Here is a 24224-nt window from a genome sequence, read left to right as displayed (position 1 = left end):
TAATAACTATTTTGCTATCCATATAATGTACATTAATAAGTAACCTCAATATGGTGAAGTTGATGGTACATTGATAAATCAGGAGGAAACTCTATGGCTGAGGATGATGTGAAGATCGTTATGTTTTGTTGTAACTGGTGCTCCTACGGTGGAGCTGACACCGCTGGTACTGCAAGGATGCAATATCCTCCAAACGTACGTGTAATAAGAGTTATGTGCTCAGGACGTATAGAACCACAGTTTGTTTTTAAAGCATTCCGTGAGGGAGCAGATGGTGTTATTGTAGCAGGATGTCACCACGGTGACTGTCACTACGACGCAGGAAACTACAAATTAGACAGAAGAATGAGATTGATTTACAAATTAGCAGATGACCTAGGAATTGGAAGAGAAAGAATTTACCACGACTGGATATCTGCATCAGAAGGAGAAAAATTCGCGAAAACCGTTGATATGATGGTAACCCGTATAAAGGGACTAGGTAAATCCCCACTCAAGGAACAACTATCAGTTGAAGCATAAGCGGAGGAGTGAAATAATATGGCAGAAAAAGCTAAAATAGCGACCATGTGGTTGGCTGGATGTTCCGGTTGTCACCTGTCCATTGCAGATATACATGAAGCAATAATTGATGTGATGGGATTGGCAGACATAGAATTCATGCCCGTACTCATGGACGTTAAATACGATGAAGTTCCAGATGATCTGGATGTTATAATAATAGAAGGCGGAATCCGTAACAATGAAAACCGTGAACTTGCCGAAATGCTAAGAAAAAAAGCAAAATTCGTCATAGCATACGGTGTTTGCGCAGTATACGGAGGAATACCTGGACTCGGAAACTTACACACTGTTGACGAGCTCACCCAAGAAGCTTACGTAAATTCCGCCAGTACTTACAACGAAGAAGGTATAATACCAAGTGAAGATATACCACACCTCGAAAGTAGGGTGAGACCACTTTCAGAAGCAATAGATGTGGATCTTTCCATACCTGGCTGCCCAACAAGATCCGATGTTCTTGCAGAAGCACTTATAGCTCTTTTAACAGGTGAACCGGTAACATTACCAACAACAAACCTATGTGAAGTATGTCCAAGAGAAAAGCCACCGGAAGGAATGGCAATGGACAAGATCATCAGGCAGTTCGAACTTGGAAGACCAGAAAAAGAAATGTGTCTGGTACCACAGGGACTTGTATGTATGGGTCCATCAACAATATCACTCTGCGGAGCAGAATGTCCATCAATAGGCATACAGTGTAGAGGATGCTACGGACCAACAGCAAAAGTAACTGACCAAGGTGCAAAAATGATAAGCGCTATAGGATCAGACTTCGGTATTGATCACGACAAAACTGTTGACCCTGAAGAAGTTGCTGACCAGTTAGATGATATTGTAGGTACGTTCTATACTTACACACTCCCAGCTGCATTAATACCAATGAAAATGCAAAAGGAGGGAAAATAAATGGTTAAATTAACAATGGAACCTGTGACAAGGATTGAAGGTCACGCAAAAATTACAGTGCATCTCGATGATGCCGGAAATGTTGAGGAAACCAGACTTCATGTTATGGAATTCCGTGGATTTGAAAAATTCCTCCAGGGAAGACCAGTTGAAGAGGTTCCTAGAATAGTACCAAGAATCTGTGGTATCTGTGATGTACAGCACCACTTAGCTGCTGCAAAAGCATCAGATCAGTGTTACGGATTTAAAGACGATGAAATTTTACCAACTGCCTACAAAATGAGGGAGTTAATGAACTGGGGTTCTTTCATGCACTCACATGCACTCCATTTCTACTTCCTGGCAGCACCTGATTTCATAGCTGGAAAAGACCGTAAAACAAGGAACGTCTTCCAAATCATTAAAGACGCACCTGATGTTGCACTCCAAGCTATAGAATTAAGGAAAAACGCTTTAGACATAGTCAAAGCAACAGGTGGAAGGTCAATACACCCAACATCATCAACACCTGGAGGTATATCAACAGAAATCGATGCAGAAACTCAGAAAGATCTTCTTACCAAAGCAAAGAGGAATGTTGAACTAGCACAGGCAACAATAGAACTTGCAAAACCAATATTTGTTGAAAACCTAGATCTTGTTAAAGAACTTGGATACGTAGAAACCTACCATACCGGTCTTGTTAACAAAGGCGTATGGGATGTTTACAACGGAGACGTTAGGATCAAAGACAAAGAAGGTAAAATACACGCTGAATTTGGAAGCGAAAACTACCTGGACCACATGGCAGAGAAGGTCAAACCTTACTCCTGGCTCAAGTTCCCTTACATAAAAGACTTAGGATATCCTGAAGGAATTTACAGGGTAGCTCCATTATCAAGGCTTAATGTGGCAGATAAAATGCCATCACCAATAGCTCAGGACTACTTCAAAGAATTCCAAGATACCTTTGGATACGCACAAGAACCACTACTCTTCCATTGGGCAAGGTTAATTGAACTGGTTGCAGCTTCAGAAATGGCTGTTGACGCACTCGAAGGCGACCTATCTGGAGAAAAATTCCCAGGACCAATTGAAAGACAGGCTGGTGAAGGTGTAGGAATAGTTGAAGCAGCAAGAGGAACATTGACTCACCACTACCAAACAGATGAAGACGGTCTAGTAACCAAAGCTAACATAATAGTTGCTACAATCCAGAACAACCCTGCCATGGAAATGGGTATTCAGAAAGTCGCCAAAGACTACATCAAACCTGGTGTTGAAGTAGACGACAAAATATTCAACTTAATGGAAATGGTAATAAGGGCATACGACCCATGTCTATCCTGTGCAACTCACACAATCGACACAAATATGAAACTCGCAACTGTTGAAGTATACGACAGTGAGGGACACCTCATAAACAAGGTCTAACCCAAAGGTGAAAAAATGATAGTAGTCAACAAGGAAGACTGCATCAGATGCGGCGCATGCCAGGGTGCATGTCCTACAGCAGCCATAGAAGTGTCACCGGAAGATGTGATCTACTGTGACGTCTGTGGAGGCGCACCCAAATGTGTGGACATATGCCCAAAAGGTGCATTGAAAACAGAAGAACTTTCAATTGATGAGAGCGGTGTAACACAAGCTCGAGTAACCTACAACCCAGCACTATGTGATGAATGCGGCGACTGTGTAGAAATTTGCCCACCACAGGTACTGAAACTTGATGAAGGTAAAATGAGCAAGGTACCACTAGAAGGATACTGTGTAATGTGTCAGAAATGTGTGGACATATGCCCTGTAGAAGTTATTGGTGTTGAAGGTGTTAAAGAACCTAATAAGGTTGATATTGACATCAGCGGACCTATAGCAATAGTGGACTGTGTAGGTTGTGGTATGTGTGTGGATGAATGTCCAGTAGATGCCATCACCCTCGAAGAAGTTGGAGGAAGTATTGTCATTGATGAAGACACTTGTATAAAATGTGGAGTCTGTTCACAGACATGCCCATGGAATGCAGTGTACATATCAGGCAAAAAACCAGAAAAACGTACCAAAGAGATGCTCAAATTTGAAGTGGACGAAGACACCTGTATTGGATGTAACGTCTGTGTTGAAGCATGTCCTGGAGACTTCATTAATCCTAAATCATCAACACTATCAGTTGAACTTCCAGAGATCTGTACAGCATGTGGTCTCTGCGAACAGCTGTGCCCTGTAGATGCAATAGATCTTGAAGTAGAATTAGGACCAGCAAAGCCAGCATCTGAAGAAGGACTTGTCTGGGACGAGGAAAAATGTGATCATATAGGTGCATGTGCAAGAATATGCCCTACTGACGCAATCAGAGTAGTAACAAACACTGGAATGCAAGTTCCAGGCGACATTAAGACAGATGCAGAAGCATCATACGCAATGTGTACACGTTGCGGTGCATGTACAACTGCCTGTCCTGAGGGAGCCTTGACAATTTCAGAGATCGATAAAGTAGTTGATGGCAAAGCCGTTAAACGAAACAGGATCTCTTTCAGCCCAGATAAATGTACTGAATGCGGTGACTGTATTGAAGTATGCCCATATAGCATGCTGAAGCTCACTGGAGAAAAAGTACCACTCAAGGGTTACTGTATACTCTGTGACCAGTGCATAGAACCGTGTCCTAAAGACGCACTCTCAATGAAGTAAGTTTTTTATAAGGTGGAATTTATCCACCAAACCCTTTTTTTATTTTTTTAGAAAATATAATGAATATAATAAAATTATAGCAAATCTGCAAATATTACTCTTTTTGAAATAAGACCAAAATACTAGTTTGTATATATTAAAGAAAATATTAGATTGGATAATAAAAAAAAATTAATTTATTAAAAATTTGGATTTGATTATTTTAAATCAATGTATATTCCATGTTTATCCAAGTCTATCTCTACTATGGTACCATTAATATCTTTTTTCGTGTTTAGAATATCCATTAATTCTATATTATTGCCATTTATTTTAATATTTAAAACATCTTCCATTATTTTTGTTCCATCTATTGAATAAACAGTGGATTCGCACATTTTATCACCATTAAATTTTTTTTATAATACAAATTAAGTTAATTTTAACTGTAAACAAATTTTCCGTTGGTTTCATAAACTTCGCCTTCTTTCATTACAATTTCACCTCTTAAAATTGTCATGATTGGTAATCCCTGTACTTTTTGACCTTTAAATGGAGAATAATGGGCCTTTGAGTAGAAATTATCAGGATTTATGATATCTTCCTTTTTCATGTCAACCACAACAAAATCCGCATCCATTCCTTCCTTTATAAATCCCTTATTTTTAAGGTTAAATATTCTGGCAGGATTTTCACATAGGAGCTTTTTCAGCACTTCAAATGATGTTTTACCCCTATTTATTTGGGTTAAAATAAGTGGGAGGGCAGTTTCAAGCCCTGGGATTCCAGGTGGTGCATTCCAAATATTTTCTTCTTTTTCTGAAATTGTGTGCGGGGCATGATCTGTTCCAATAATGTCCACATTATGAAGATCAATTAGATTTATCTTATTTGCCTTGTTTCTGAGTGGGGGATTGGTTTTGGCAAAGTTTCCAAATTGTTCAAAGTAGCTTGAATCTAAAAACAAATGATGTGGAGTAACTTCTGATGTAATATTACATCCATCAAATTTAGCTTTTTTTATTAGGTTTAAAGATTTTTTAGTACTCGCATGGCACACATGCATCTTCAAATTGAATTCTTTGGCCAATAATATAGCTTTGGAAACTGCAATCTCTTCTGCTAATGGTGGTCTTGCATCCACATATGCAATTGGATTCAAATTTTCCTTGGATTTTACCATATTTGTGTATCGATTTACAATTTCCTTATCTTCTGCATGTAGTGAAACAACGGTTTTAATGCCGTCAATTTCGGGTAAATCCGATAGTTCACCGAATATATTCATTAAAAAATCATCATCAAATAGATCCATGAAAATTTTAAATGAAGCTGGTTTGAGGGCTGCAAGTTTTTTTATCTGTTCAGGATTATCTGCCCCTGCATGTAAACCAAAGTCAACAAGACTTTTATTTTCTCCTATTCTAATTTTGTTCTTGAATGTTTCGGCAGTGTTTGTTGGAGGTTTTGTATTGGGCATGTCCAGGACAGTTGTAAAACCGCCTCCAGCAGCAGCAGTTGTTCCAGATCTGAAATCTTCTTTATAGGTAAATCCAGGGTCTCTCAAGTGCACATGGGCATCAATTAATCCAGGTAGAACTATTTTACCATTTATTTCAATAGTTTTTCCTGCTTTGATAGTACTCCTTTTGATGGAAACAATTTTACCATCATTAATTCCTATCGAATATTCAATGTTTTCAGGAACAATTTTACAATTTGAAAGGCAGAGATCAAGCATTTTTACACCAAATAATCATATCTTCTCTATTATATTTTTATCTTTTGATCCAATGAACCATTATTATGATAGAAACATATTAAATATATACAAAGTAATCGGGGTAATTCAATTTGGAATGTAAAACATTCGTCCAGAAAATTTTGGATAGAGATAGAAAACTTTTAAATAACGATATTAAAAGGGAACCAATTTATGGATCTGTTGAAGGTGATGTGAAGATAATTGCAGATTTTACAGAGTACTCTCCACTACATCTAGGCCATAAATTTTGTATGATCCAAGCAAAAAACCAGATTCCAGAAGGTTTATTTGTTGCTGTTGTACCCGGGCCATTGGAGAGAAGTGGCAGGGGCCTTCCTTATATTATGACACGTGAAGCTCGTGCTGAAACCGCAATAGCAGCAGGAGCAGATATTGTAATTGAAGGACCCCCGATGGGGATAATGGGTTCGGGTCAGTATTCATTATGTCTTGCAAAGACTTTTAAGGCTCTTGATGCGGATTACATTCCTCGTGGTTACAGACCATTTCCAGGATATGAAAATATACTCAAAAGAATAAGCAATGGAAACGGCGTAGCACCGAAACCATATAAAATTGTTGATATGGAAACAAAGGAAGTTCTTCTTCATGGAAAACTTGATGAAGACAATTATGTAATAGTTTCATTATCAAAGTCCCTTAAAAAGATTGATTTTGATTTCACTGGTAAATTTATATTTGTGAAGCGCGTTGAAGGTGTTAGTGGCACTAAAATAAGGGAGGCAGTTGTTTTGGGTGATCTGGAATCTGTTACAGATATGTTACCTCCTGAAACAATTGAAGTTCTTATTAGAGAAATTGATAATGGTCATGCACCTTTGGACAAATTAAGGGATGTTGATGGAATACTCGAAAGGGTGAATAATAACAACATTCAAGAACTTAAATCCCTCCCATTGATTGATGATATTACAGCAGAAGCTTTAATAAAGAACAGGCCCTTTAATTGCCTTTTAGATGTTGAAAAATCTATTTCTCAGGGTTTCAGCAGACACTTTAAAAACAGGGTTATGTCATCAATCGAGGCGGGTATTTTTAAGGAGGGTGTACATAACTATATAGACAGATACCCATCTGTTATACGTATATTAAAATATAAAAATAAAGAAGTTCTAAATGAATTTCGAAAAAGAATACCACACAGGAGGCTAGAGATATGGCAGTGAAAGAAGGAGATTTTATAAGACTTGAGTATACAGGAAAGGTTCAGGAGACAGGCAACGTCTTTGACACAACCGATGAAAATGTGGCGGAAGAAGCAGATATAAAATTAGATGCTAAAACTTATGGTGCAATACCAATAGTAGTTGGTGGAGGACACGTTTTAAAGGGATTAGACGAAGCACTTGTAGGTATGAAAGAAGGAGAAGAGAAAAAAGTAGATATAACTCCTGAAGAAGGATTTGGATTAAGAGATCCAAAACTCTTACAGCTAATACCTATGGGAGAATTCAAGAAACAGGGAATGAAACCCGAAGTTGGAATGGCAATTACATCCGACGGAACAACTGGAATAATTAGAAGTGTAAGTGGTGGAAGGGTTAGAGTAGACTTCAATCATGAACTTGCAGGAAAAAATCTAGAATACGACATAAAAGTCATTAAGGTTATTGATGATGATGTTGAGAAGATCAAAAGCATGATAGAACTTCATTACACAGCACCTAACATCGACTCTGAAAAACACGACATACAAATAATCGATGGAGTGGTCAGAATAGCAATGGATGAAATGGCGAAGTTCGATAAAAAACCTTACATGGACATTACATTTGCAAGGTTTAGAATAGCCAGAGATATCTGGGAGAACATGGAAAACATTGAAAAAGTTGAATTCGTCGATGTCTTCGAGAAAAAAGTAGAAGAAGCAGCAGAAATAGCCGAAGAGGTTATTGCTGAAGAAGCACTTGAAGAAGCTGTTGAAAAGGTTGAAGCTGAAGAAATAGCAGAAGAAGTTTTACCTGAAGAAGAGAAAAAGGAATAGATATTACTTCATATTTTTCTTTCTTTTCTTTTTTCTTCTGTTTTTAATTTCAATAATCTTTTTTTTATGGGCAGATCTAATTCTGATTTTTTGTATCATAAATATTAGAACTATTAGAACAAATCCAAAACCAACCATCAAATCTTTGAGATTGATCATTGTTACTTCTCCTAATTAAATTTTATAGTTAATGATTAATATGTCCTTAATTCAGAAATCTTTTCAACCATTGTTTCGCAGAAAACTAGATCATCAGCAGTCGCAAGGATTGTACCTATTGAATCGCCATTTAAACTACAGATAAAATAATTACCATCGATAGAAGAATTAATATATCCAATGTTGTCAGGTTCAAGGGATTTATAGGCAATTTCTGCAATTTCTTCATTTTTATATTTGAATTTTATGATGGCTTTGATATTCATAATATTATTAACCCTATAATTTCTCTTATCCTAAACGATAGAAAGCTGTTCTATCCTTCCCATTCAAGTATGTTTTTACTAATATTTTTTATAGCAGCTAGTGCTTCTGAATCAGGATAGTCAACAAGTGCTTTACCCTCCATATCTGCCTTTACAACTAATGGGTCACGGGGTATGGTTCCAATAATTTTAATTCCCAAATCTTCAAGCTTAGATCTTACAAATTGGTCTTCATCTAAACTTGAAATCTTGTTAACAACACAAACTATCTCTTTTATACCAATGTCCCTTGCAAGTCTTTTAATTCGTTCAGCAGTTTCAAGTGATTTGAGTCCAGGTTCAACAACGATTATCATTATATCAACAGCTTCCGCTGTTTTTCTCCCGAGATGTTCAACTCCTGCTTCCATATCCAATATAATCATCTCATCTTTTTTAAGAATAAGATTCCGCATTAATGCCTTTAAAAGTACTGAAGCAGGACATATGCACCCTTCTCCTCCTTTATCAACTGTGCCCATTACAAGGAGCTTTAGCTTGCCTTCTTCATCGTAATTTATTGAAAGAGATTCCGGAAGGTCAGATATCCTGGGATTTATCTTAAAAACCTCTCCAAATGATGATCCAGGTTCTGCACCTGTCCTTTCTTTTATAAGGTCCCTCATCTTTGATATTGGGGTTATTTTAGTGTGTATTCCAAGGCTGGATGCCAGGTTCATATCTGGGTCTGCATCGATAGCGAATACTTTATAAGTCTGTGAAAATAAACATGCCAATGTGCCCGAAAGGGTTGTTTTTCCAACCCCTCCTTTTCCAGTTATTGCAATTTTCGTCATCTCACGATCCTGTTGATTGATATATTTGATGTTTTTTATAGGAAAATGGAGTTATATTTTAACATGGGTATATTATAGGGCAACGTTTATTATACTTATAGACTAAACTTTCTAGAAAGGAGGATTATTTATGGTTAGAGCATATACTAGAAAAGATTACATCAGGAAAATTCCAGGTTCAAGAATAGTTCAATATGATATGGGTAACCTCTCAGCTGAGTTCCCTTTAAAAGTAACGCTGGTTGTCAAAGAAGCAGCACAGTTATCTCACAATGCACTTGAAGCAGCTAGGATAGCTTCAAACAGGTACATGCAGAGAAAAGCCGGAAGGATGGGTTATCATTTGAAGATAAGGGTTTACCCTCATCACATTGTAAGGGAAAATCCAATGGCTACTGGAGCAGGTGCAGATAGGGTACAGGATGGTATGAGAAAGGCATTCGGTAAAGCCGTAAGCTCTGTTGCAATTGTAAAACCAAATCAAAAGGTTTTAACTATTTATACTAACAAAAGAAACTTTAAAGACGCTAAAGAATCTTTAAGAAGAGCAGCAATGAAGTTTCCAGTAACATGTAGAATTGAAGTTGAAGAAGGCTCAGAACTAGTCAAATAAAAAAATAATAAAAAGAGTGTTAGCATGAAGCATGTCGAATTTTTTGAAGAACTGAGAAAGGAAGATGTTGCAGTAGCAGGCGGAAAAGGCGCAAACCTCGGAGAATTAACTCATGCAGGGATACCGGTACCTCCCGGTTTTGTTGTCACATCCAAAACCTACGATCAATTTATAAAAGAAACAGGGATCTTCGATGAAATAATGGACATTCTTGATGCTCTTGACGTCAACAAAAACAAAGAACTTCAGGCATCAGCTGTTAAGATCAAAAAAATAATAACCGAAACAACGATGCCCGATGAGATCAAAACCATCATAATCGAAGCATACAATGCATTATGCCATCGAATTGGTAAAGATGATGTTTTTGTAGCAATCAGATCCTCTGCAACTGCAGAAGACCTGCCGGAAGCATCTTTTGCTGGTCAACAAGATACCTATCTTAACATAAGGGGTAGCGAAGATGTTGTTGAATATGTTCAAAAATGTTGGGCATCTCTTTTTGAATCACGTGCAATATTTTATCGTGAAGAAAATGATTTCGACCATTCTAAAGTTTACATAGCAGTGGTTGTTCAGGAAATGGTTAATGCAGAAAAAGCAGGAGTAATGTTCACTGTACACCCATCAACTGGAGAAGAAAAAATTCTCATAGAGGCAGCATGGGGTTTAGGGGAAGGAGTAGTTTCAGGAACAGTGACACCTGATACTTGCTGGTACGACAAAGAAAAAAATGAGATTCTTGATTACAAGATCAGCGATAAGAAGGTAATGTTTGATCGTGACCCTGATACAGGATATACAGTAAAGGTTGATGTACCAGAAGATCTACGTGAGAAACGTGTTTTAAGTAATGATGAGATAACACAACTTGCTCAACTTGGAAAAAGAATTCAAAATCATTATAATTTCCCTCAAGACACAGAGTGGGCAATTGAAGGCGGTAAAATTTACATGCTACAATCAAGGCCTGTAACAACACTTGGCAAGGACAACGGTGAATCCAAATCAGAACAAGAATCTGAAGAAAGGATAATAATCGCTAAAGGACTTGGAGCAAGCCCAGGTATGGCATCTGGGGCAGTAAAAATCGTACGAAATACTGATGAACTCGATAAAATAGAAAAGGGTGACATATTAGTTACTGTGATGACAACGCCAGATATGGTTCCTGCAATGAAAAGGGCAGAGGGTATTATAACTGACGAAGGTGGAGTTACTTGCCACGCAGCAATAGTATCAAGAGAACTTGGAATACCATGTGTAGTTGGTACAGGTGATGGAAGTAAGATTCTGAAAGAAAATTCTGTTGTAACCCTTGATGGAAGCAAGGGATTTGTATATGAAGGAAAGTTGAAAACAGATAATAAGGATTCCACAGAAAATGGATCAACAGCTACAGTTATCCAAAATCAATCAATTTTAACAGTAACAGAAGTTAAAGTAAATGTTAGTATGCCAGAAGCAGCTAAAAAAGCTTCAGAGACAGGTGCTGATGGTGTAGGTTTGCTTAGAACAGAGCACATGATGTTGGCTTTGGGTGTGCACCCTAAAAAGTTCATTATTGAAGGTAGGGAAGACGAACTTGTCAAAGCTCTTGTTGAAAATATTTTAAAGGTTGCAGATGCATTTTATCCCAAAACAGTATGGTACAGAACATTAGATGCGCCTACTGATGAATTTAAGTCACTTGATGGTGGAGAAGATGAACCATACGAACACAATCCTATGTTGGGTTGGAGGGGTATTAGAAGGGAACTTGACGAACCTGAAATATTAAAAGCTGAGTTTAAAGCAATAAAAAAACTCCATGAAGAGGGATATACCAACATAGGTGTTATGCTTCCATTGGTTCAACATCCAGATGAGCTTAAGGAAGCCAAGAAAATAGCAAGAGAAGTTGGATTAAAACCTCAAAAGAATATAGAATGGGGTATAATGGTTGAAACTCCAGGAGCTGCTCTAACAATTGAAGACTTCATTGCTGAGGGAATTGATTTTGTTAGTTTCGGAACAAACGATTTGACACAATACACACTTGCAATAGATCGTAACAATGAAAACGTGGCGGGACTTTATTCTGAGAGACATCCTGCAGTTATGAAGTTAATTGCAATGGTAATCAAGGAGTGTAACAAAGCAGGTGTTAAAACAAGCATATGTGGGCAAGCAGGAAGCATGCCTGACATTGTTGAACAACTGGTAGAACTTGGAATTACAAGTGTATCTGCCAATACAGATGCTGTTGCAACTGTTAGAGAAGTTGTTGCACGAGTTGAAAAGAAGTTAGTACTCAAAGCAGCAAGAAAAGTCTTGCAAGAATAGAATTTTAAATTAAGGAGTAACTACTCCAATATTTTTTTTTATTTTAGATTTGAAATTTAAGATATTATTATTTTCACATATTTTCAGGGGTAACCATGGAAGATAAGGGAATATCAAAAACAGAAGTTTTCAGGCAACTTAAAGAGTTTAAAAAGAAGGATATGACACATCGTTCAGGTAAAATACTTGGCTCAATGTGTACATGCCCACATCCTGTAGGCTTGAGGGCATATCAAATGTTTTTGGAGTCTAATTTAGGAGATCCTGGTCTTTTTAAAGGAACTAAAGCCATGGAAGATGAAGTTATAAATTTGTTAGGCGATCTTTTGGGTAAACAAGATATTCATGGTCACATAATAACTGGTGGAACAGAAGCAAATATAATGGCAATGAGAGCTGCCAGAAATTCTGCTAAACTAGAAAATCCTGGAATAAAGGATCCTGAAATAATAGTTCCTAAATCGGCACATTTTTCTTTTAAAAAAGCAGCAGACATGCTTTGTTTGAATATTATGGAAGCAAAACTTGATAGTGACTACAAGGTGGATGTTAATTCTATTGAGGAAATGTTATCTAAGAACACTGTTGCAGTAGTGGCTGTTGCAGGAACAACTGAATTGGGTAAAGTTGATCCTGTTGAAGATATTTCAAATATTTGTCTTGAAAATAATATTTACCTTCATGTTGATGCGGCATTTGGAGGATATTCTATTCCATTTTTAACTGAAATAGGTTATGAATTTCCTAAATTTGATTTTGAACTCAAAGGTGTATGTTCAATAACAATAGATCCTCATAAAATGGGGCTTGCACCAATACCAACTGGTGGAATTCTTTTCCGTGAGAAAAAGTATCTGGATGCAATGAGCATTGAAACGCCATATCTTACAGAAGATAGGCAGTCCACCATTGTAGGAACTAGAACGGGTGCTTCAACAGCTGCTACATGGGCTCTTATGAAATATCTTGGAAGAGAAGGTTACAAGAAAGTTTCAAATCAATGTATGGAAATAACCAAACTTTTATATGAAGGTATCATCGAATCTGGATTTGAAGTGGTAACAGAGCCTCAGTTGAACATTGTTGCTTTTAAATCAAAGGACATATCTGTTGATGAACTGGCTAAAAGGCTTGAAAATTTAGGATGGGCTGTTTCCAAATCGTCATATCCACGTGCCATAAGGGTTATAGTAATGCCTCACATCAAAGAAAAACATGTAAAAGCATTTATAGAAGATCTTAAGAGCTTGAATTTATAATTAACGGAGTTTTTGTAGTTGACAGAGAAAAATAATGAGATCGGACAAATAAAACGAATCTGTACTCCAATAAACTCTCAAACAGTTCAAGATTTGCATGTTGGGGATAAGATAGAGGTATATGGTATTATTTTAACAGGTAGGGATGCTGCTCTTCCTAAACTGGTTGATTCTATAAATAAGGGGCAGTGTTTTGATGATCTTGAAGGATCTGTTATTATGCACACTGCTGTCAGCGATGCAGGTATTTCCCCTACAACAAGTAATAAAGAAGAGATTGAAGAGAGCATACCGTGTCTTGCTAAATCTGGTGTTAAAATACATATAGGGAAGGGATCACTTGGAGATAGCACAGTTAAGTTATTAGATAAATATGAATCAATTTTTGCTGTTACTCCTCCCGCAGCAGCACTTTTATCGAGTAGAATAATTTCAAGGAAGGTTGTTGCATTTGAAAATGAGGGTATGGAATCCATTCATTTATTAGAAGTACGCGGTATACCCTGTATAGTTGCAGCTGCCCATGGTAAGGCTATCTACTAAATTTTTTTAGATTATATTACTAATAAATGGAAATTTTTATTTTTCATGGGGTTTTCCAAAAGAGATATCTCCTGCATCTCCAAGTCCAGGGACTATATATCCATCACTGTTAACTTCATTGTCAATGGCACAAGTATAAATCTCTAGATCATTGTGGTGTCTAGAAACTTTTTCTATTCCTTCTCGAGATGCTATCACATTAAATAGTACAATTCTTTTTGGAATACCCTGATTTTTTATTTCATTCAATATTGCATTAAGTGTGTTGCCTGTGGCAAGCATTGGATCAGCAATTATAACAATTTTATTCTCAACATGTGGGATTCTTGCATAATTTAAGTTTACTTTAAATGGAGGAATATCTTCACGCCATGCACCTACTACTCCACATTTAGATTCGGTAAAAACTCTCAATATTCCATCTACAAGTGGAATTGCAGCTCTAAGGACATTTATAACAACGATATCTTTTTTATCTTTAATTTTAATACCTTCAGATATTCCTAAAGGTGTTTTGACGGTTAATTTCTCTTTTTCAAGAGTGTCTGCGAAAACATAACTCATTAATCTGCCAATTTCGATCATACCCGCCCTAAAATCTGTGCTACTTATTCCTGATCTTCTTATTGTTGTAAGTTGATCCTGTACAAGTAGATGCTCAACATGTTTTAATATCATAAAAATTTCTCCTTCAATATTAGTATAGTAACCCTTTAATTAATTCAGGGTTATAAGTTTCCAAATTAATTTAATGAAATGATATTGTATTTATTCAGTATCCAAATTATATCTTCTATTTCAATTATATTCTTACAAAAATTTGAAGTATAAAAAACTACAATATAATATTATCTGATTTGAATAATTTTAAGATTATTCTGGGATAATATGAACAAAAAATTGCTTATAATACCTTTAATAATAATTTTTGCCGTGTTAATTATACTTATCTTACCTAAACCAGTCACGCAAACGGGATTTCAATCGGAGGTAGTTGCAGATAATCTGGACATACCTGGGGCAATGGATTTTTTGCCAAATAATACAATGATATTCACTCAGAGGGGGGGAAATGTAAGTCTTTTAATGGATAATGGTGTAAAAAATATTGGTAACATAAATGTGACTGCCAATGGTGAATCTGGATTATTAGGTATAGCTGTTGACCCTCAATTTTCTCAGAATAGATATGTATATCTTTTTTATACCTCTAATAATGGAAATAGGGTTTCAAGATTTGTTTTAAATGATCAACTTCAAAATGAAACAGTATTAATCGATAGAATTCCATCAGGTTCGATACATAACGGTGGGAGAATTAAGTTCGGGCCCGATGGAAAACTATACATTACAACAGGGGATGCTAACAATAGAACTTCTGCACAGGATTTAAATTCCCTTTCTGGAAAGATTTTGAGAATAAATAAGGATGGTACAGTTCCTTCAGATAATCCATTCAATAATTTTGTGTATACCTATGGCAACAGAGATCCACAGGGGCTTGCATGGAATCCTAGTAATGGAATTTTGTATGAATCAGAACATGGAGACATACAGAATGATGAAATTAACATCTTGATTAGAGGAGGTAATTATGGTTGGCCAACTGATCAGGGAAATGAAACAGCACAGGGAATACAAACACCTTTGTATGTTTATACTGATATGACCCTTGCACCATCGGGAATTGCTTTTTACAATAACAAACTCTATGTTGCAGGGCTCAGAGGTTCTCAATTAAGGGAGATAAGTCTTTCAAATAATGGCACAAGCATCATTGGACAAAATGCACTGTTTACCCAATTAGGAAGAATTCGGGATGCAGTTGTGCATGATGGATACATCTATATCTGCACTTCCAATAGGGATGGAAGAGGTATACCTCAAATTGGAGACGATAAAATCATAAGGATCAAAGTTAATTGATGGATAGTCCGAGTTTTAAAACTATTGATCATCAATCTCAGAATTTTTATATTTTGTTAATACCTTTTTACCATGTGCAGTGGGAATAATCTTTAATTCACTGTTTTTAAAGTCTATTTCATATTCTTTCCCATCAAATAGTGTATGTAAGAATATAGAAAGAGCTGCAACCTCTGAGTGGGGTTGATTGGTTACAGAAACATTCCAATCTGATTCTTGGTAAACCTTTGAAGGAACCCGTGAACCTCCCACAACAACCAGTTTGTCCTTTGTTGATTCACGTATTTTGCCAGTTATATTTTGAACAGCTTCACCATACATTGTGAGATGAATTACTTCTCCGCCATTTCGTTTCCAGTCATCTATGAATTTATCCCATCTTTTGCAATAATCAATTTCGAAGTTCCCACCCCAACGTTTTACAACATCTCTAACATTTTCCATTATTTTTTTATCTTGATCTCCGCTTAATATAACTTTAGAAGCCCCAAATGCCCTTGCTGTCAAACAAACATGAGTTGTTATTCTGGCATCCCTGACCCTCCTGTGATCTAGTCTTAAAACATTAACCTTCATTTTTTACCATTCCTTGAAATCATAAAATTCTCATTTTATAAATATAGACAAATATTAACTTGAAATATTTTAGGAGTATACTACTCTGATTTAAAAACTTAAATAAAATCAGATTGTAAACATCGCCACCATGATCAAAAGTGCTAGCATCCTTGCAACTTCATTTGATGTACCTAAAACATCTCCTGTAGCCCATTTAAAGTTTTTCTTTGCAATTAATGCAATTAAAACACCTGATAAAATACCCATTGCTACTCCAATTATCCCTATTGTATTAAACACAAGAAATCCAATTGTGGATGTTAGAATAAATGATAAGAATAAAATTTTCTTGTTCATGGCTTCAATGAAATATTTTCCGGTACCATTGGGGAATGGTTTAGAAAATGTTGCACAGCTAACAATGCCCATTTTTGCAGCTATTTCTGAAATAAGAATTATATAGAAAATAACTCCTATGGGAATTGATGCTATGGCTGTAAGTGTGATAAGACCTACAATTAGAAGATAGGCCATACCTCCTGTACCAATTCGTTTGTCCCTCATGACATCTATTTTTTTTTCAGGGGTTCCATGGACCATCATCCCATCTCCAAAGTCTATAAGGCCATCAAGATGATGGAAGCCAGTGAACCAAATTGAAAAACTATAAATCATTGCTGCTGCTATCAATTGGGGTAGATGCATCAGATCAACAAGTAAAAATCCAAAGGCACCAACAATTATTCCAATTGCTGCACCAATTATTGGCCAAGCCCATGTGTAAGTTGCCATTTCCTTGATGCTTGTATGAATATTAATCGGGATTATTGTTGAGAAGGATATCAAACCAAAGAAACCATTTATCTTACTTCCTTCTTTTTTGGATTCATCATTCTGATCATTTAATATTGACATGATTATCCTCCAATTTAAACTTCAAATATTTTCGACATACATCCCGCAACAAGACCTGCGAATACATCATCAAGAACAGGACCTAATTTACTAATAATTCCAGGTTTGGCCTCATCATATCTTTTAAAGTTGAAAATTGCTTTGGTACCAGCTATTTGATTTGCAACCGACATTCCAAAAACCTCGTCTGAATATAGATATGCAGGATCATCATCAACATCAACTCCAAGAACCCTATGTTTTTCATAGTCTTCTTCAAGCCTGATACCTGCAATTATGAATGATACCACGTTAAGGTCCTCTAGAGAATGATAAATTTGTTTTCTAAGTTTTTCACTGATTTCTGGTGTTTCTTCAACACCTACAACCAGTTCCATACCTGCATCTACAAGATCATCAACCTCTACACCTACATCCTTCATATATTCTAGAACATCTTTTGGATAACCATTATGACTCAAAGCGTTTTTAACTGCTTGTCTAACATTTATTTGCACATCTTTAACCAGTTCATTAACTAATTCAGGAGATACAACTTCTGCAGAACCAGTAGATGCTATAATAATTGATTCATTATCCTCAAGATCAAGCGGATCAAATGAAAAATGATTTATAACACCCATATCCCATAAAGCTGCGGATTTAGAGTCTATTGTGGATTTTAAAATTCTTACAAGAGTTTTTGAATCAAGGTCATAGTTTACAAATAATAGAATACTTAAAAACAATTTACTTCCGGGATACACATTTACAAGTGCTGTAATATTAGTTGTGTTTACAGCTTCAAAGTTAACCTTATCTATGGGGCTTAATATTGCAGCAATAGGTTTTTCAACTTCATTAAACTCAAAAATTGCATTTAAATATTCATTTTTTTCTTTAAAAATTTCTTCATCATTAACTTCACCAAAAGTATAGGGAAGAGGTTGTTCTCGATTTTCCATTCCATGATATACAATTGACTTCACATATCCAATTCCATTTCCAATTGTAGAATTTCCAATGGTCTGAAACCCATTATCTCTGTAAAATACCGTGGTATGTTTATCTTTTTTAATCTTAATATCATCTATACAAATATTTGTTTTCATTCCATCACACCTTGATAACTAAAGAATTTATAAATATATAAATATTTTATCCTGATTTGAACCTCAATGGATCAAATAGAGTTATTAAAGGGTTATTTTTACCATCAATCATGTCAGAAATAATCATTGCAGATGTAGTTCCATTATTCATTCCCCAAAAACCAAAACCCGTTGCAACGTATATATTTTCAGATGAAGTCTTACCAATCAGTGGCAAACCATCATCACTGCTATTATCATGGCTAGACCAACGATACTCAATAGATTTAATATCCAAATGTTCGCGTGCATAGTTTTCTAGACGCATATAATATTCATTCAGATTTTGTACCCGCATATCACTGTGTTCTCCGGCAACTATTATTAGTGTACCCTTTTCAGTTGGTGTTGTGCGGTAGGTATGAACAGGGTCAAAATCAATAAACATTCCATCTGGAAACTCTCCATTAATATATAAATCAAGAACATAGGATCTAGCAGGATGCAAATGGGATTTCAAATTATCAGGATCATAAACAGGGGTGTGGGTTGTAATTACCACGTTATCTGCAAATATAGATCCTTTATCAGTAACAACTTCATTAATAGCACCTTCTTTAACGGTAATTGCACGAGTTTTTTCAAAGATGTAATTATTTTCACCATTTAAATCCTCAGCCAACCCAAGAAGATATTTTCGTGGATGAAATTGGGCTTGATTTTCATACTTTAGCCCAGCTATAGTTTTAAAAGGTAATGGGATGTTATTGGTGTAGGAAACAGGTAGTTGAAGTTTTTTTGCTGCTAGAAATTCTTCTTTTATTTTTTCAACTTTATCCTGAGACTCTGTGTAAATGTAGAGGGGAGTGCGATGGAATTCACATTCTATTTTTTTATTAAATACTATATCTCCTATTTTTTCCAAGGCTTTTCCATTTGCTGTGGCATACATTTGGGCTTTAACTTGACCTAAATTTTTTATTAGGTTATTATATATCATATTGGGTGCAACGCTAATTTTAGCAGTCGTACCTAAAGTAACGTCTTTTACAATTCTATCTGACTCTATTATCGCGATACTGTACCCTAAATCTTTTAATAGTGTTGCTGTAGTGATTCCTGCAATTCCTCCCCCGAGTATTACAGTATCAACCTTTAATCCATTTTTAAGAGGATTAAAATTTGTTTTAGGGCATGTTTTCATCCAGAATGATCCTGAATTTCTATTTACATCGAAATCAGTCATTTAATCACCTCTCGACAATATACATAATATTAATAATCTATATTCAAATTGCATAAAGTTATGGAGAAGATTCATATCAACAAATTTAATATTTTGTCAATTTTTTATTATTTTAATGGTAACAGATAAATTATTAAGATAAGTTTTACAGAATATTATAATAGGTGATTAGCTTGAAGGTACATCTTCGTGTCTTTGTTGAGATTGAAAATCTGGGAAAGGCCATTAACGCCCTTACGGATGCAGGAATAACTGGTTTTTACATTTTAGAGTATAAAGGAATGTCTCCTCAAGATTGGAAAGGTTTTTCAATAAAAGAAGACCCAAAATCTACAATAGGCTTAATAAGAGATTATGCGCAAGACGCTGTATTAGTATGTAGCGTTGTTGATGAGGATAGAGTTGATAATATTGTTGAATCTGTACAAGAATCCCTTGAAGGAGAAAAATATACCATATTGGAAGTTCCAATTAGAAGAATAATTGTAAGCTACGGTGGCAATAAGAAGAAAACAGATGAAAAAGCAGAGCCATGGTTGCTTGAAAAGGAAGTTCCCTGTTTTTATTGTGATGAAAAAGCAGTACAAAGAATACGGATAGATAAAAATAAAGCTAAAATATGGTGCACTAATTGTGGGGCATCACGATATTATACATTAAAAACAACTGAGAATCCTGGGGAGTGATCATGGTTGTAAAACCATGGAAACTTGAGAAGTCAGCGATGTGCAATTATTGTGGGGATGCAACTATTCATGAAATAGAAGTAGATGAATATGATTTGAAGATTTGCTGTAGAGAATGTGGATTTAAAAGGTATTACACATTTAATATGGTTGAAATTCCTAAAAAATGTTTATAATAATAAAAATAATGTTTTAAGTATTTTATTAGGGGTTTGCAAATTTTATATTTACTAATGTAGCAAATAGCTAACAATGTAGAAAAATACAATAGCCACTATAATAAAAACTGCAAAGGATCTTAAGTCCATATTGTCTACACTCCTATAAATTTTATGATCTCATTTTATATCTACTAATTTAAACTATTTTATAACTAATTATGTAAAATTTTGCAGAGGATTAAATGAAAGAAAAAAATCACCTATACATGAAAGAAGCAATAAAAGAGGCGAAAATATCTTTAAAGGAAAGTGGAATTCCAATAGGGGCGGTTCTTGTTGAAAACAAGAATATTATAGGTAGGGGGCATAACAAGCTCTTACAAGATGATTCAACAATTTTACATGCTGAAATGGATTGTATTGAAAATGCTGGGAGACTTAAAGGGGTAGATTATAAAAAATGCACATTATATACTACATTATCACCATGTGAAATGTGTTCTGGTACAATAATTCTTTATAAAATTCCTAGAGTAGTAATGGGTGAAAATAAAACATTGAAAGGTTCAGAAGAATATTTGATTGAAAATGGTGTAGAAGTAATTAACATGGATCTTGATGAGTGCAAGATTATTCTTGAAAATTTTATTCAAAAAAACCCTGATCTGTGGAATGAAGAGATTGAAAGAGTACGTGATTAATGGAATAATGTTTACATTCCCGATACAAATAATACGTAAATAAATTAAATTTTTAATAATATTATCGTGATACAATGACTGTTATAATAGATCCTCAAAACTCAGGAATTTCTGGCAACATGGTTATTGGAGCTTTGGTTGATTTGGGATTAGATTCTGAAGTTGTAATAGAAGTTATGCAATATTATGCATCACATTTTGGTGATATTCATGTTGATATTGATAAGGTTACAAAATCAGGAATTTCAGCAAGCTTTGTTAATGTGAAATGTAAGGATAAAAAACCAATTAAATATACGGATTTAATTGAAGTTTTAGATGGGATAGAACATCCTGAAGTATCATCCGATACAATGAAACTTTCAAAAAACGTGTTTAAAACCCTTGCAGAAGCAGAGGCCAAAGTTCATGGTACCACAATAGATGAGGTACATTTCCACGAAGTGGGGGCTGCTGATGCAGTAGCAGACGTGGTAGGTGCAGTTTATTGCTACAATAAGCTGGGGATGAAGAATGAGAAGGTCTATGGGATGCCAGTTGCACTTGGTGGAGGTAGAATTAAAGCTATGCATGGAATTCTAAGTGTACCTGCACCGGCAACACTTGAAATCCTGAAAAATGTCCCTGTATTTGGTGGTCCTGTAAATTTTGAGCTCACAACACCAACGGGTGCAGCACTGTTGGTGAATTTTGTTGATGAATTCACCAATTTCTATCCCCTGATAATCAATAAGAATGTGGGTTATGGTACAGGTAAAATGGAACTTTCATTACCCAATACATTGAGGATTATTGAAGGAAATTCAGAACTCGAAAGCGATCATGTATCTATTCTTGAAACCAACCTTGATAATGTAACAGGAGAGTTAATGGGAAATATATTCAATATATTGATGAACAAAGGAGCAAGGGATGTGAGTATAATACCCACATTAACCAAAAAAAATAGGCCAGGATATCTTTTGAGGGTTATAGCAAAGCCTGTAGATTGTGATGTGCTTTCGGAACTGATCATAAGAGAAACAGGTACTCTTGGAGTCAGAGTTATTCCTTTTGTTCACAGAAATATTGCATCAAGAAAAATTGTTCCAGTTCAGTTTCATATCAATGGAATAGAAGTAGAAATTAGGATAAAGGTTGGAATGATTGGAAAGGATATAATAAGTGTAAAACCGGAATACGAAGATGTGCGTAAAGTATCATATGAAAGAGGTATGCCTCTTAAAGAGGTTATGGATCGTGCAAATCAAGTATTTAATGAAATTTATAAATGATACATTTTACTTAATAAATTTAATAAATAATGGTGCTTGAAAATGGAATCAAAGAAAAAAATTGCAATATCAGTACTTTCTGGAGGTTTAGACTCCACAGTTGCTACTGCTACATTTAAAGATACTCATCATATACATGCTTTAACATTCAACTACGGTCAAAAAAGTGCTGAAATGGAAATTAAATCAGCACTTGCAGTTTGTAAAGAAATTGGTGCAGAACATACGGTTATAGATTTACCATGGCTTGCAGAACTTGGGAAATCTGCATTAACATCGGACAGAGATATTCCTGAACCAACTGGAGAAGATCTGGATGATAAAGATGTTTCAATTGAAACTGCTCACAGTGTGTGGGTTCCAGGGCGTAATATAGTCTTCACATCCATAGCAAATTCATTTGCAGAGTCAGAAGGAGCAAGTATCATCATTGTTGGTTGGGACCATGAGGAAGCAGTAACGTTTCCTGATAACTCTAAAGAGTTTTTAAATGCATTTAATAATGTTATAGATGTGGGTTCGTTCGATAAAATAAAAATTAAAGCTCCACTAATTGATATGGATAAAGAAAGCATAGTTAAGTTGGGAAATGATGTAGGGGCGCCACTAAATTTAAGTTATTCCTGTTATAAAGGTTTTGAATCTCATTGTGGTGTTTGTGAATCTTGTATGAGGCGTATAAGGGCATTTGAAAGGGCTGAAGTAGAGGATAAAACCGTTTATTCTAGACATTAATTAAAATTTTCTTTTAAAATCTTAATTTAAAAAAAATTTGTTGATATTCATATATTGATTTATAAAATGTGGGGATTTGCTAATATATTGTAACATCACCTATTTTTTCAAAAAAGGTATTTAAACGCGGTTTAAAATTTATTAAAATTTATTAATAGATTAGTTTAAGCGTGAAAAGGGTTAATATTGCCCATTTTATGTTAAACGCTAGAAAAAATAAGTATAAATCTTTATTTAATATTTGTTGAGTATTGTATTTACTTGCTGAGCTCTAGATTCAATTTCAGATAATATAAGTCCTAATTGGGCATCAAGTTCGGTTAATGCGGTAAATATGGCCTTGGAGCCGGCAGGTATCAAAACTATTATTCCTTTTTCAGTTTTTACAGATATTTGCCCTACAAGACCTGTCTTGAGCTGCCCTGAAGCTGCTTCTGCAGTTCCCATATAGCTGACATAATGCTGAAAATATCCCTTCATCAACATCTGATGGCGCTCTTGAATCAATAATTTGGCCTTCAGAGGAGACTATGCCACAAGCCTTGATTTTTCCAACTTGTAATATACTTGTAAGGATGTCATCTAACATTTCTTTCTTGGTTTTGGCCATTTCTACACTTCCATTAACAATGTAAATTATCGCGACAAAGAAAAAGAATTAGATATTTTTATCCTAATGTTGGAGAATACCTCACCTATGAGGGGTGGGGTGAATCCAACCATAATATATTAATAATAATTTAGCAATAAATAATATTATGTTAAGAGCATATAGGATATCGAATGTATCCGACTAAAAACCAAAAAGAAATGGTTAACAAACATTTTGGAGCATGTCGATACGTGTATAATTGGGGATTAGACTATAAAAATCGAACATATAAGGAAACTGGTAAATCAATATCCCGTTTCGCTCTTAACAAAGAAATAACATTACTCAAACAAAGTAGTATGGCTCAAAGAAATTAACAGTCAATCATTACAAGGAGCTACACTTAACATTGATAATGCATTCACAAGGTTTTTCAGGGAGAAAAAAGGATTCCCACATTTTAAATCAAAGAA

The 24224-nt window shown here is 35.4% G+C and carries 27 protein-coding genes and 1 pseudogene; 17 read left to right on the top strand and 11 right to left on the bottom strand.

The window, feature by feature from the left end:
* The first annotated feature begins 93 nt into the window (after positions 1-93).
* From DL91_RS10530 to DL91_RS10515, 4 genes are read left to right on the top strand one after another with little or no spacing between them, the layout of a single operon-like run.
* On the top strand, positions 94-522 hold the full coding sequence (locus tag DL91_RS10530) for a hydrogenase iron-sulfur subunit (RefSeq protein ID WP_048191608.1): 429 nt from the start codon (positions 94-96) through the stop codon (positions 520-522).
* Between the two features lie 18 nt (positions 523-540).
* Complete coding sequence (locus tag DL91_RS10525; protein ID WP_048191606.1) at positions 541-1470, top strand: F420-nonreducing hydrogenase; 930 nt, start codon at positions 541-543, stop codon at positions 1468-1470.
* Entirely contained in the window at positions 1471-2883 is a 1413-nt protein-coding gene (gene mvhA / locus DL91_RS10520) for a F420-non-reducing hydrogenase subunit MvhA (RefSeq protein ID WP_048191604.1), read from the top strand.
* A 15-nt stretch (positions 2884-2898) separates the two neighbouring features.
* Positions 2899-4137 carry a 4Fe-4S binding protein gene (locus DL91_RS10515; protein WP_048191602.1) on the top strand — a complete coding sequence of 413 codons (1239 nt, stop codon included), beginning with the start codon at positions 2899-2901 and terminating at the stop codon, positions 4135-4137.
* A gap of 197 nt (positions 4138-4334) precedes the next feature.
* Here the strand turns inward: DL91_RS10515 and DL91_RS10510 are convergent, their stop codons facing one another.
* Positions 4335-4514 carry a CooT family nickel-binding protein gene (locus DL91_RS10510; protein WP_048191599.1) on the bottom strand — a complete coding sequence of 60 codons (180 nt, stop codon included), beginning with the start codon at positions 4512-4514 and terminating at the stop codon, positions 4335-4337.
* A 44-nt stretch (positions 4515-4558) separates the two neighbouring features.
* The gene (locus DL91_RS10505; RefSeq protein WP_048191597.1) at positions 4559-5857 is read right to left on the bottom strand and encodes a dihydroorotase family protein; all 1299 of its coding nucleotides are present in this window, start codon (positions 5855-5857) and stop codon (positions 4559-4561) included.
* A gap of 113 nt (positions 5858-5970) precedes the next feature.
* On the opposite strand from DL91_RS10505, the gene DL91_RS10500 reads away from it, so the two are divergent.
* Both DL91_RS10500 and DL91_RS10495 read left to right on the top strand, forming a co-directional pair.
* Complete coding sequence (locus tag DL91_RS10500; protein WP_048191595.1) at positions 5971-7068, top strand: nucleotidyltransferase family protein; 1098 nt, start codon at positions 5971-5973, stop codon at positions 7066-7068.
* Complete coding sequence (locus DL91_RS10495) at positions 7059-7886, top strand: peptidylprolyl isomerase (RefSeq protein ID WP_048191593.1); 828 nt, start codon at positions 7059-7061, stop codon at positions 7884-7886. The genes DL91_RS10500 and DL91_RS10495 overlap by 10 nt, the downstream gene beginning before the upstream one ends.
* Before the next feature lie 3 nt (positions 7887-7889).
* Here the strand turns inward: DL91_RS10495 and DL91_RS13700 are convergent, their stop codons facing one another.
* Genes DL91_RS13700 through DL91_RS10485 form a run of 3 tightly spaced genes read right to left on the bottom strand, consistent with a single transcriptional unit; the run spans position 7890 to position 9147 of the window.
* Positions 7890-8045: a hypothetical protein gene (locus DL91_RS13700; protein ID WP_156096070.1), complete on the bottom strand. Its 156-nt coding sequence runs from the start codon at positions 8043-8045 to the stop codon at positions 7890-7892.
* 35 nt (positions 8046-8080) lie between these two features.
* Positions 8081-8311 carry a KEOPS complex subunit Pcc1 gene (locus tag DL91_RS10490; protein ID WP_048191590.1) on the bottom strand — a complete coding sequence of 77 codons (231 nt, stop codon included), beginning with the start codon at positions 8309-8311 and terminating at the stop codon, positions 8081-8083.
* 50 nt (positions 8312-8361) lie between these two features.
* Complete coding sequence (locus tag DL91_RS10485; RefSeq protein ID WP_048191588.1) at positions 8362-9147, bottom strand: AAA family ATPase; 786 nt, start codon at positions 9145-9147, stop codon at positions 8362-8364.
* Between the two features lie 130 nt (positions 9148-9277).
* On the opposite strand from DL91_RS10485, the gene rplJ reads away from it, so the two are divergent.
* From rplJ to DL91_RS10465, 4 genes are all read left to right on the top strand, one after another.
* Complete coding sequence (gene rplJ, locus DL91_RS10480; protein ID WP_048191586.1) at positions 9278-9760, top strand: 50S ribosomal protein L16; 483 nt, start codon at positions 9278-9280, stop codon at positions 9758-9760.
* Between the two features lie 24 nt (positions 9761-9784).
* Positions 9785-12085 carry a phosphoenolpyruvate synthase gene (gene ppsA / locus DL91_RS10475; RefSeq protein WP_048191585.1) on the top strand — a complete coding sequence of 767 codons (2301 nt, stop codon included), beginning with the start codon at positions 9785-9787 and terminating at the stop codon, positions 12083-12085.
* A gap of 95 nt (positions 12086-12180) precedes the next feature.
* Positions 12181-13344, top strand: a complete 1164-nt coding sequence (gene mfnA, locus DL91_RS10470) for a tyrosine decarboxylase MfnA (protein WP_048191583.1) — start codon at positions 12181-12183, stop codon at positions 13342-13344.
* A gap of 48 nt (positions 13345-13392) precedes the next feature.
* Complete coding sequence (locus DL91_RS10465) at positions 13393-13887, top strand: fumarate hydratase C-terminal domain-containing protein (RefSeq protein ID WP_048192723.1); 495 nt, start codon at positions 13393-13395, stop codon at positions 13885-13887.
* Positions 13888-13923: 36 nt separating this feature from the next.
* Here the strand turns inward: DL91_RS10465 and upp are convergent, their stop codons facing one another.
* Positions 13924-14565 (bottom strand): uracil phosphoribosyltransferase, encoded by a 642-nt coding sequence (gene upp / locus DL91_RS10460; RefSeq protein WP_048191580.1) that lies wholly within the window; start codon positions 14563-14565, stop codon positions 13924-13926.
* A 210-nt stretch (positions 14566-14775) separates the two neighbouring features.
* Between upp and DL91_RS10455 the strand changes: the two genes are divergently transcribed.
* The gene (locus DL91_RS10455; protein ID WP_048191579.1) at positions 14776-15813 is read left to right on the top strand and encodes a sorbosone dehydrogenase family protein; all 1038 of its coding nucleotides are present in this window, start codon (positions 14776-14778) and stop codon (positions 15811-15813) included.
* Positions 15814-15834: 21 nt separating this feature from the next.
* Here DL91_RS10455 and DL91_RS10450 read toward each other — a convergent pair whose 3' ends face one another.
* The 4 genes from DL91_RS10450 to DL91_RS10435 form a co-directional block, all read right to left on the bottom strand.
* A complete protein-coding gene (locus DL91_RS10450; protein ID WP_048191577.1) occupies positions 15835-16389 on the bottom strand; it encodes a tRNA (cytidine(56)-2'-O)-methyltransferase in 555 nt (184 codons plus the stop codon).
* A gap of 108 nt (positions 16390-16497) precedes the next feature.
* Complete coding sequence (gene cobS, locus DL91_RS10445) at positions 16498-17286, bottom strand: adenosylcobinamide-GDP ribazoletransferase (RefSeq protein ID WP_048191574.1); 789 nt, start codon at positions 17284-17286, stop codon at positions 16498-16500.
* Positions 17287-17300: 14 nt separating this feature from the next.
* Positions 17301-18377 (bottom strand): phosphatidylglycerophosphatase A, encoded by a 1077-nt coding sequence (locus tag DL91_RS13695; RefSeq protein ID WP_156096069.1) that lies wholly within the window; start codon positions 18375-18377, stop codon positions 17301-17303.
* Between the two features lie 46 nt (positions 18378-18423).
* On the bottom strand, positions 18424-19602 hold the full coding sequence (locus DL91_RS10435) for an FAD-binding oxidoreductase (protein WP_048191572.1): 1179 nt from the start codon (positions 19600-19602) through the stop codon (positions 18424-18426).
* 173 nt (positions 19603-19775) lie between these two features.
* Here DL91_RS10435 and DL91_RS10430 point away from each other — a divergent pair, with 173 nt between their 5' ends.
* The 5 genes from DL91_RS10430 to queC all read left to right on the top strand — a co-directional run bounded on the left by DL91_RS10430 (position 19776) and on the right by queC (position 23159).
* Positions 19776-20288 carry an MJ1244 family protein gene (locus DL91_RS10430; RefSeq protein ID WP_048191571.1) on the top strand — a complete coding sequence of 171 codons (513 nt, stop codon included), beginning with the start codon at positions 19776-19778 and terminating at the stop codon, positions 20286-20288.
* A gap of 2 nt (positions 20289-20290) precedes the next feature.
* Positions 20291-20464: a hypothetical protein gene (locus tag DL91_RS13960; protein ID WP_197050644.1), complete on the top strand. Its 174-nt coding sequence runs from the start codon at positions 20291-20293 to the stop codon at positions 20462-20464.
* A gap of 227 nt (positions 20465-20691) precedes the next feature.
* Complete coding sequence (locus DL91_RS10425; RefSeq protein ID WP_048191570.1) at positions 20692-21150, top strand: nucleoside deaminase; 459 nt, start codon at positions 20692-20694, stop codon at positions 21148-21150.
* A 74-nt stretch (positions 21151-21224) separates the two neighbouring features.
* Entirely contained in the window at positions 21225-22424 is a 1200-nt protein-coding gene (gene larC / locus DL91_RS10420) for a nickel pincer cofactor biosynthesis protein LarC (protein ID WP_048191569.1), read from the top strand.
* Between the two features lie 42 nt (positions 22425-22466).
* Positions 22467-23159: a 7-cyano-7-deazaguanine synthase QueC gene (queC, locus tag DL91_RS10415; protein WP_048191568.1), complete on the top strand. Its 693-nt coding sequence runs from the start codon at positions 22467-22469 to the stop codon at positions 23157-23159.
* Positions 23160-23393: 234 nt separating this feature from the next.
* Here queC and DL91_RS10410 read toward each other — a convergent pair.
* Positions 23394-23769, bottom strand: a pseudogene (locus tag DL91_RS10410) (roadblock/LC7 domain-containing protein).
* A gap of 173 nt (positions 23770-23942) precedes the next feature.
* Here DL91_RS10410 and DL91_RS13955 point away from each other — a divergent pair.
* On the top strand, positions 23943-24128 hold the full coding sequence (locus tag DL91_RS13955; protein ID WP_197050643.1) for a helix-turn-helix domain-containing protein: 186 nt from the start codon (positions 23943-23945) through the stop codon (positions 24126-24128).
* Positions 24129-24224 lie beyond the last annotated feature (96 nt).

It is taken from the genome of Methanobacterium sp. SMA-27, assembly GCF_000744455.1.
In the GTDB taxonomy this organism is placed as follows: Archaea; Methanobacteriota; Methanobacteria; order Methanobacteriales; family Methanobacteriaceae; genus Methanobacterium_B.
The sequence above is the reverse complement of the archived record's forward strand: the minus strand, read 5'-3'. Positions and strand labels throughout refer to the sequence as shown.

Coding starts and splice junctions, on each gene's coding strand:
- DL91_RS10515 (WP_048191602.1), top strand. CDS start 2,899: ATGATAGTAGTCAACAAGGAAGACTGCATCAGATGCGGCGCATGCCAG.
- rplJ (WP_048191586.1), top strand. CDS start 9,278: ATGGTTAGAGCATATACTAGAAAAGATTACATCAGGAAAATTCCAGGT.
- cobS (WP_048191574.1), bottom strand. CDS start 17,286: ATGTCAATATTAAATGATCAGAATGATGAATCCAAAAAAGAAGGAAGT.
- DL91_RS10450 (WP_048191577.1), bottom strand. CDS start 16,389: ATGAAGGTTAATGTTTTAAGACTAGATCACAGGAGGGTCAGGGATGCC.
- DL91_RS10435 (WP_048191572.1), bottom strand. CDS start 19,602: ATGACTGATTTCGATGTAAATAGAAATTCAGGATCATTCTGGATGAAA.
- DL91_RS13700 (WP_156096070.1), bottom strand. CDS start 8,045: ATGATCAATCTCAAAGATTTGATGGTTGGTTTTGGATTTGTTCTAATA.
- DL91_RS10510 (WP_048191599.1), bottom strand. CDS start 4,514: ATGTGCGAATCCACTGTTTATTCAATAGATGGAACAAAAATAATGGAA.
- DL91_RS13960 (WP_197050644.1), top strand. CDS start 20,291: ATGGTTGTAAAACCATGGAAACTTGAGAAGTCAGCGATGTGCAATTAT.
- ppsA (WP_048191585.1), top strand. CDS start 9,785: ATGAAGCATGTCGAATTTTTTGAAGAACTGAGAAAGGAAGATGTTGCA.
- DL91_RS10530 (WP_048191608.1), top strand. CDS start 94: ATGGCTGAGGATGATGTGAAGATCGTTATGTTTTGTTGTAACTGGTGC.
- DL91_RS10490 (WP_048191590.1), bottom strand. CDS start 8,311: ATGAATATCAAAGCCATCATAAAATTCAAATATAAAAATGAAGAAATT.
- DL91_RS10495 (WP_048191593.1), top strand. CDS start 7,059: ATGGCAGTGAAAGAAGGAGATTTTATAAGACTTGAGTATACAGGAAAG.
- upp (WP_048191580.1), bottom strand. CDS start 14,565: ATGATATTAAAACATGTTGAGCATCTACTTGTACAGGATCAACTTACA.
- DL91_RS13955 (WP_197050643.1), top strand. CDS start 23,943: ATGTATCCGACTAAAAACCAAAAAGAAATGGTTAACAAACATTTTGGA.
- DL91_RS10505 (WP_048191597.1), bottom strand. CDS start 5,857: ATGCTTGATCTCTGCCTTTCAAATTGTAAAATTGTTCCTGAAAACATT.
- DL91_RS10525 (WP_048191606.1), top strand. CDS start 541: ATGGCAGAAAAAGCTAAAATAGCGACCATGTGGTTGGCTGGATGTTCC.
- DL91_RS10425 (WP_048191570.1), top strand. CDS start 20,692: ATGAAAGAAAAAAATCACCTATACATGAAAGAAGCAATAAAAGAGGCG.
- queC (WP_048191568.1), top strand. CDS start 22,467: ATGGAATCAAAGAAAAAAATTGCAATATCAGTACTTTCTGGAGGTTTA.
- DL91_RS10485 (WP_048191588.1), bottom strand. CDS start 9,147: ATGACGAAAATTGCAATAACTGGAAAAGGAGGGGTTGGAAAAACAACC.
- DL91_RS13695 (WP_156096069.1), bottom strand. CDS start 18,377: ATGAAAACAAATATTTGTATAGATGATATTAAGATTAAAAAAGATAAA.
- larC (WP_048191569.1), top strand. CDS start 21,225: ATGACTGTTATAATAGATCCTCAAAACTCAGGAATTTCTGGCAACATG.
- mvhA (WP_048191604.1), top strand. CDS start 1,471: ATGGTTAAATTAACAATGGAACCTGTGACAAGGATTGAAGGTCACGCA.
- mfnA (WP_048191583.1), top strand. CDS start 12,181: ATGGAAGATAAGGGAATATCAAAAACAGAAGTTTTCAGGCAACTTAAA.
- DL91_RS10455 (WP_048191579.1), top strand. CDS start 14,776: ATGAACAAAAAATTGCTTATAATACCTTTAATAATAATTTTTGCCGTG.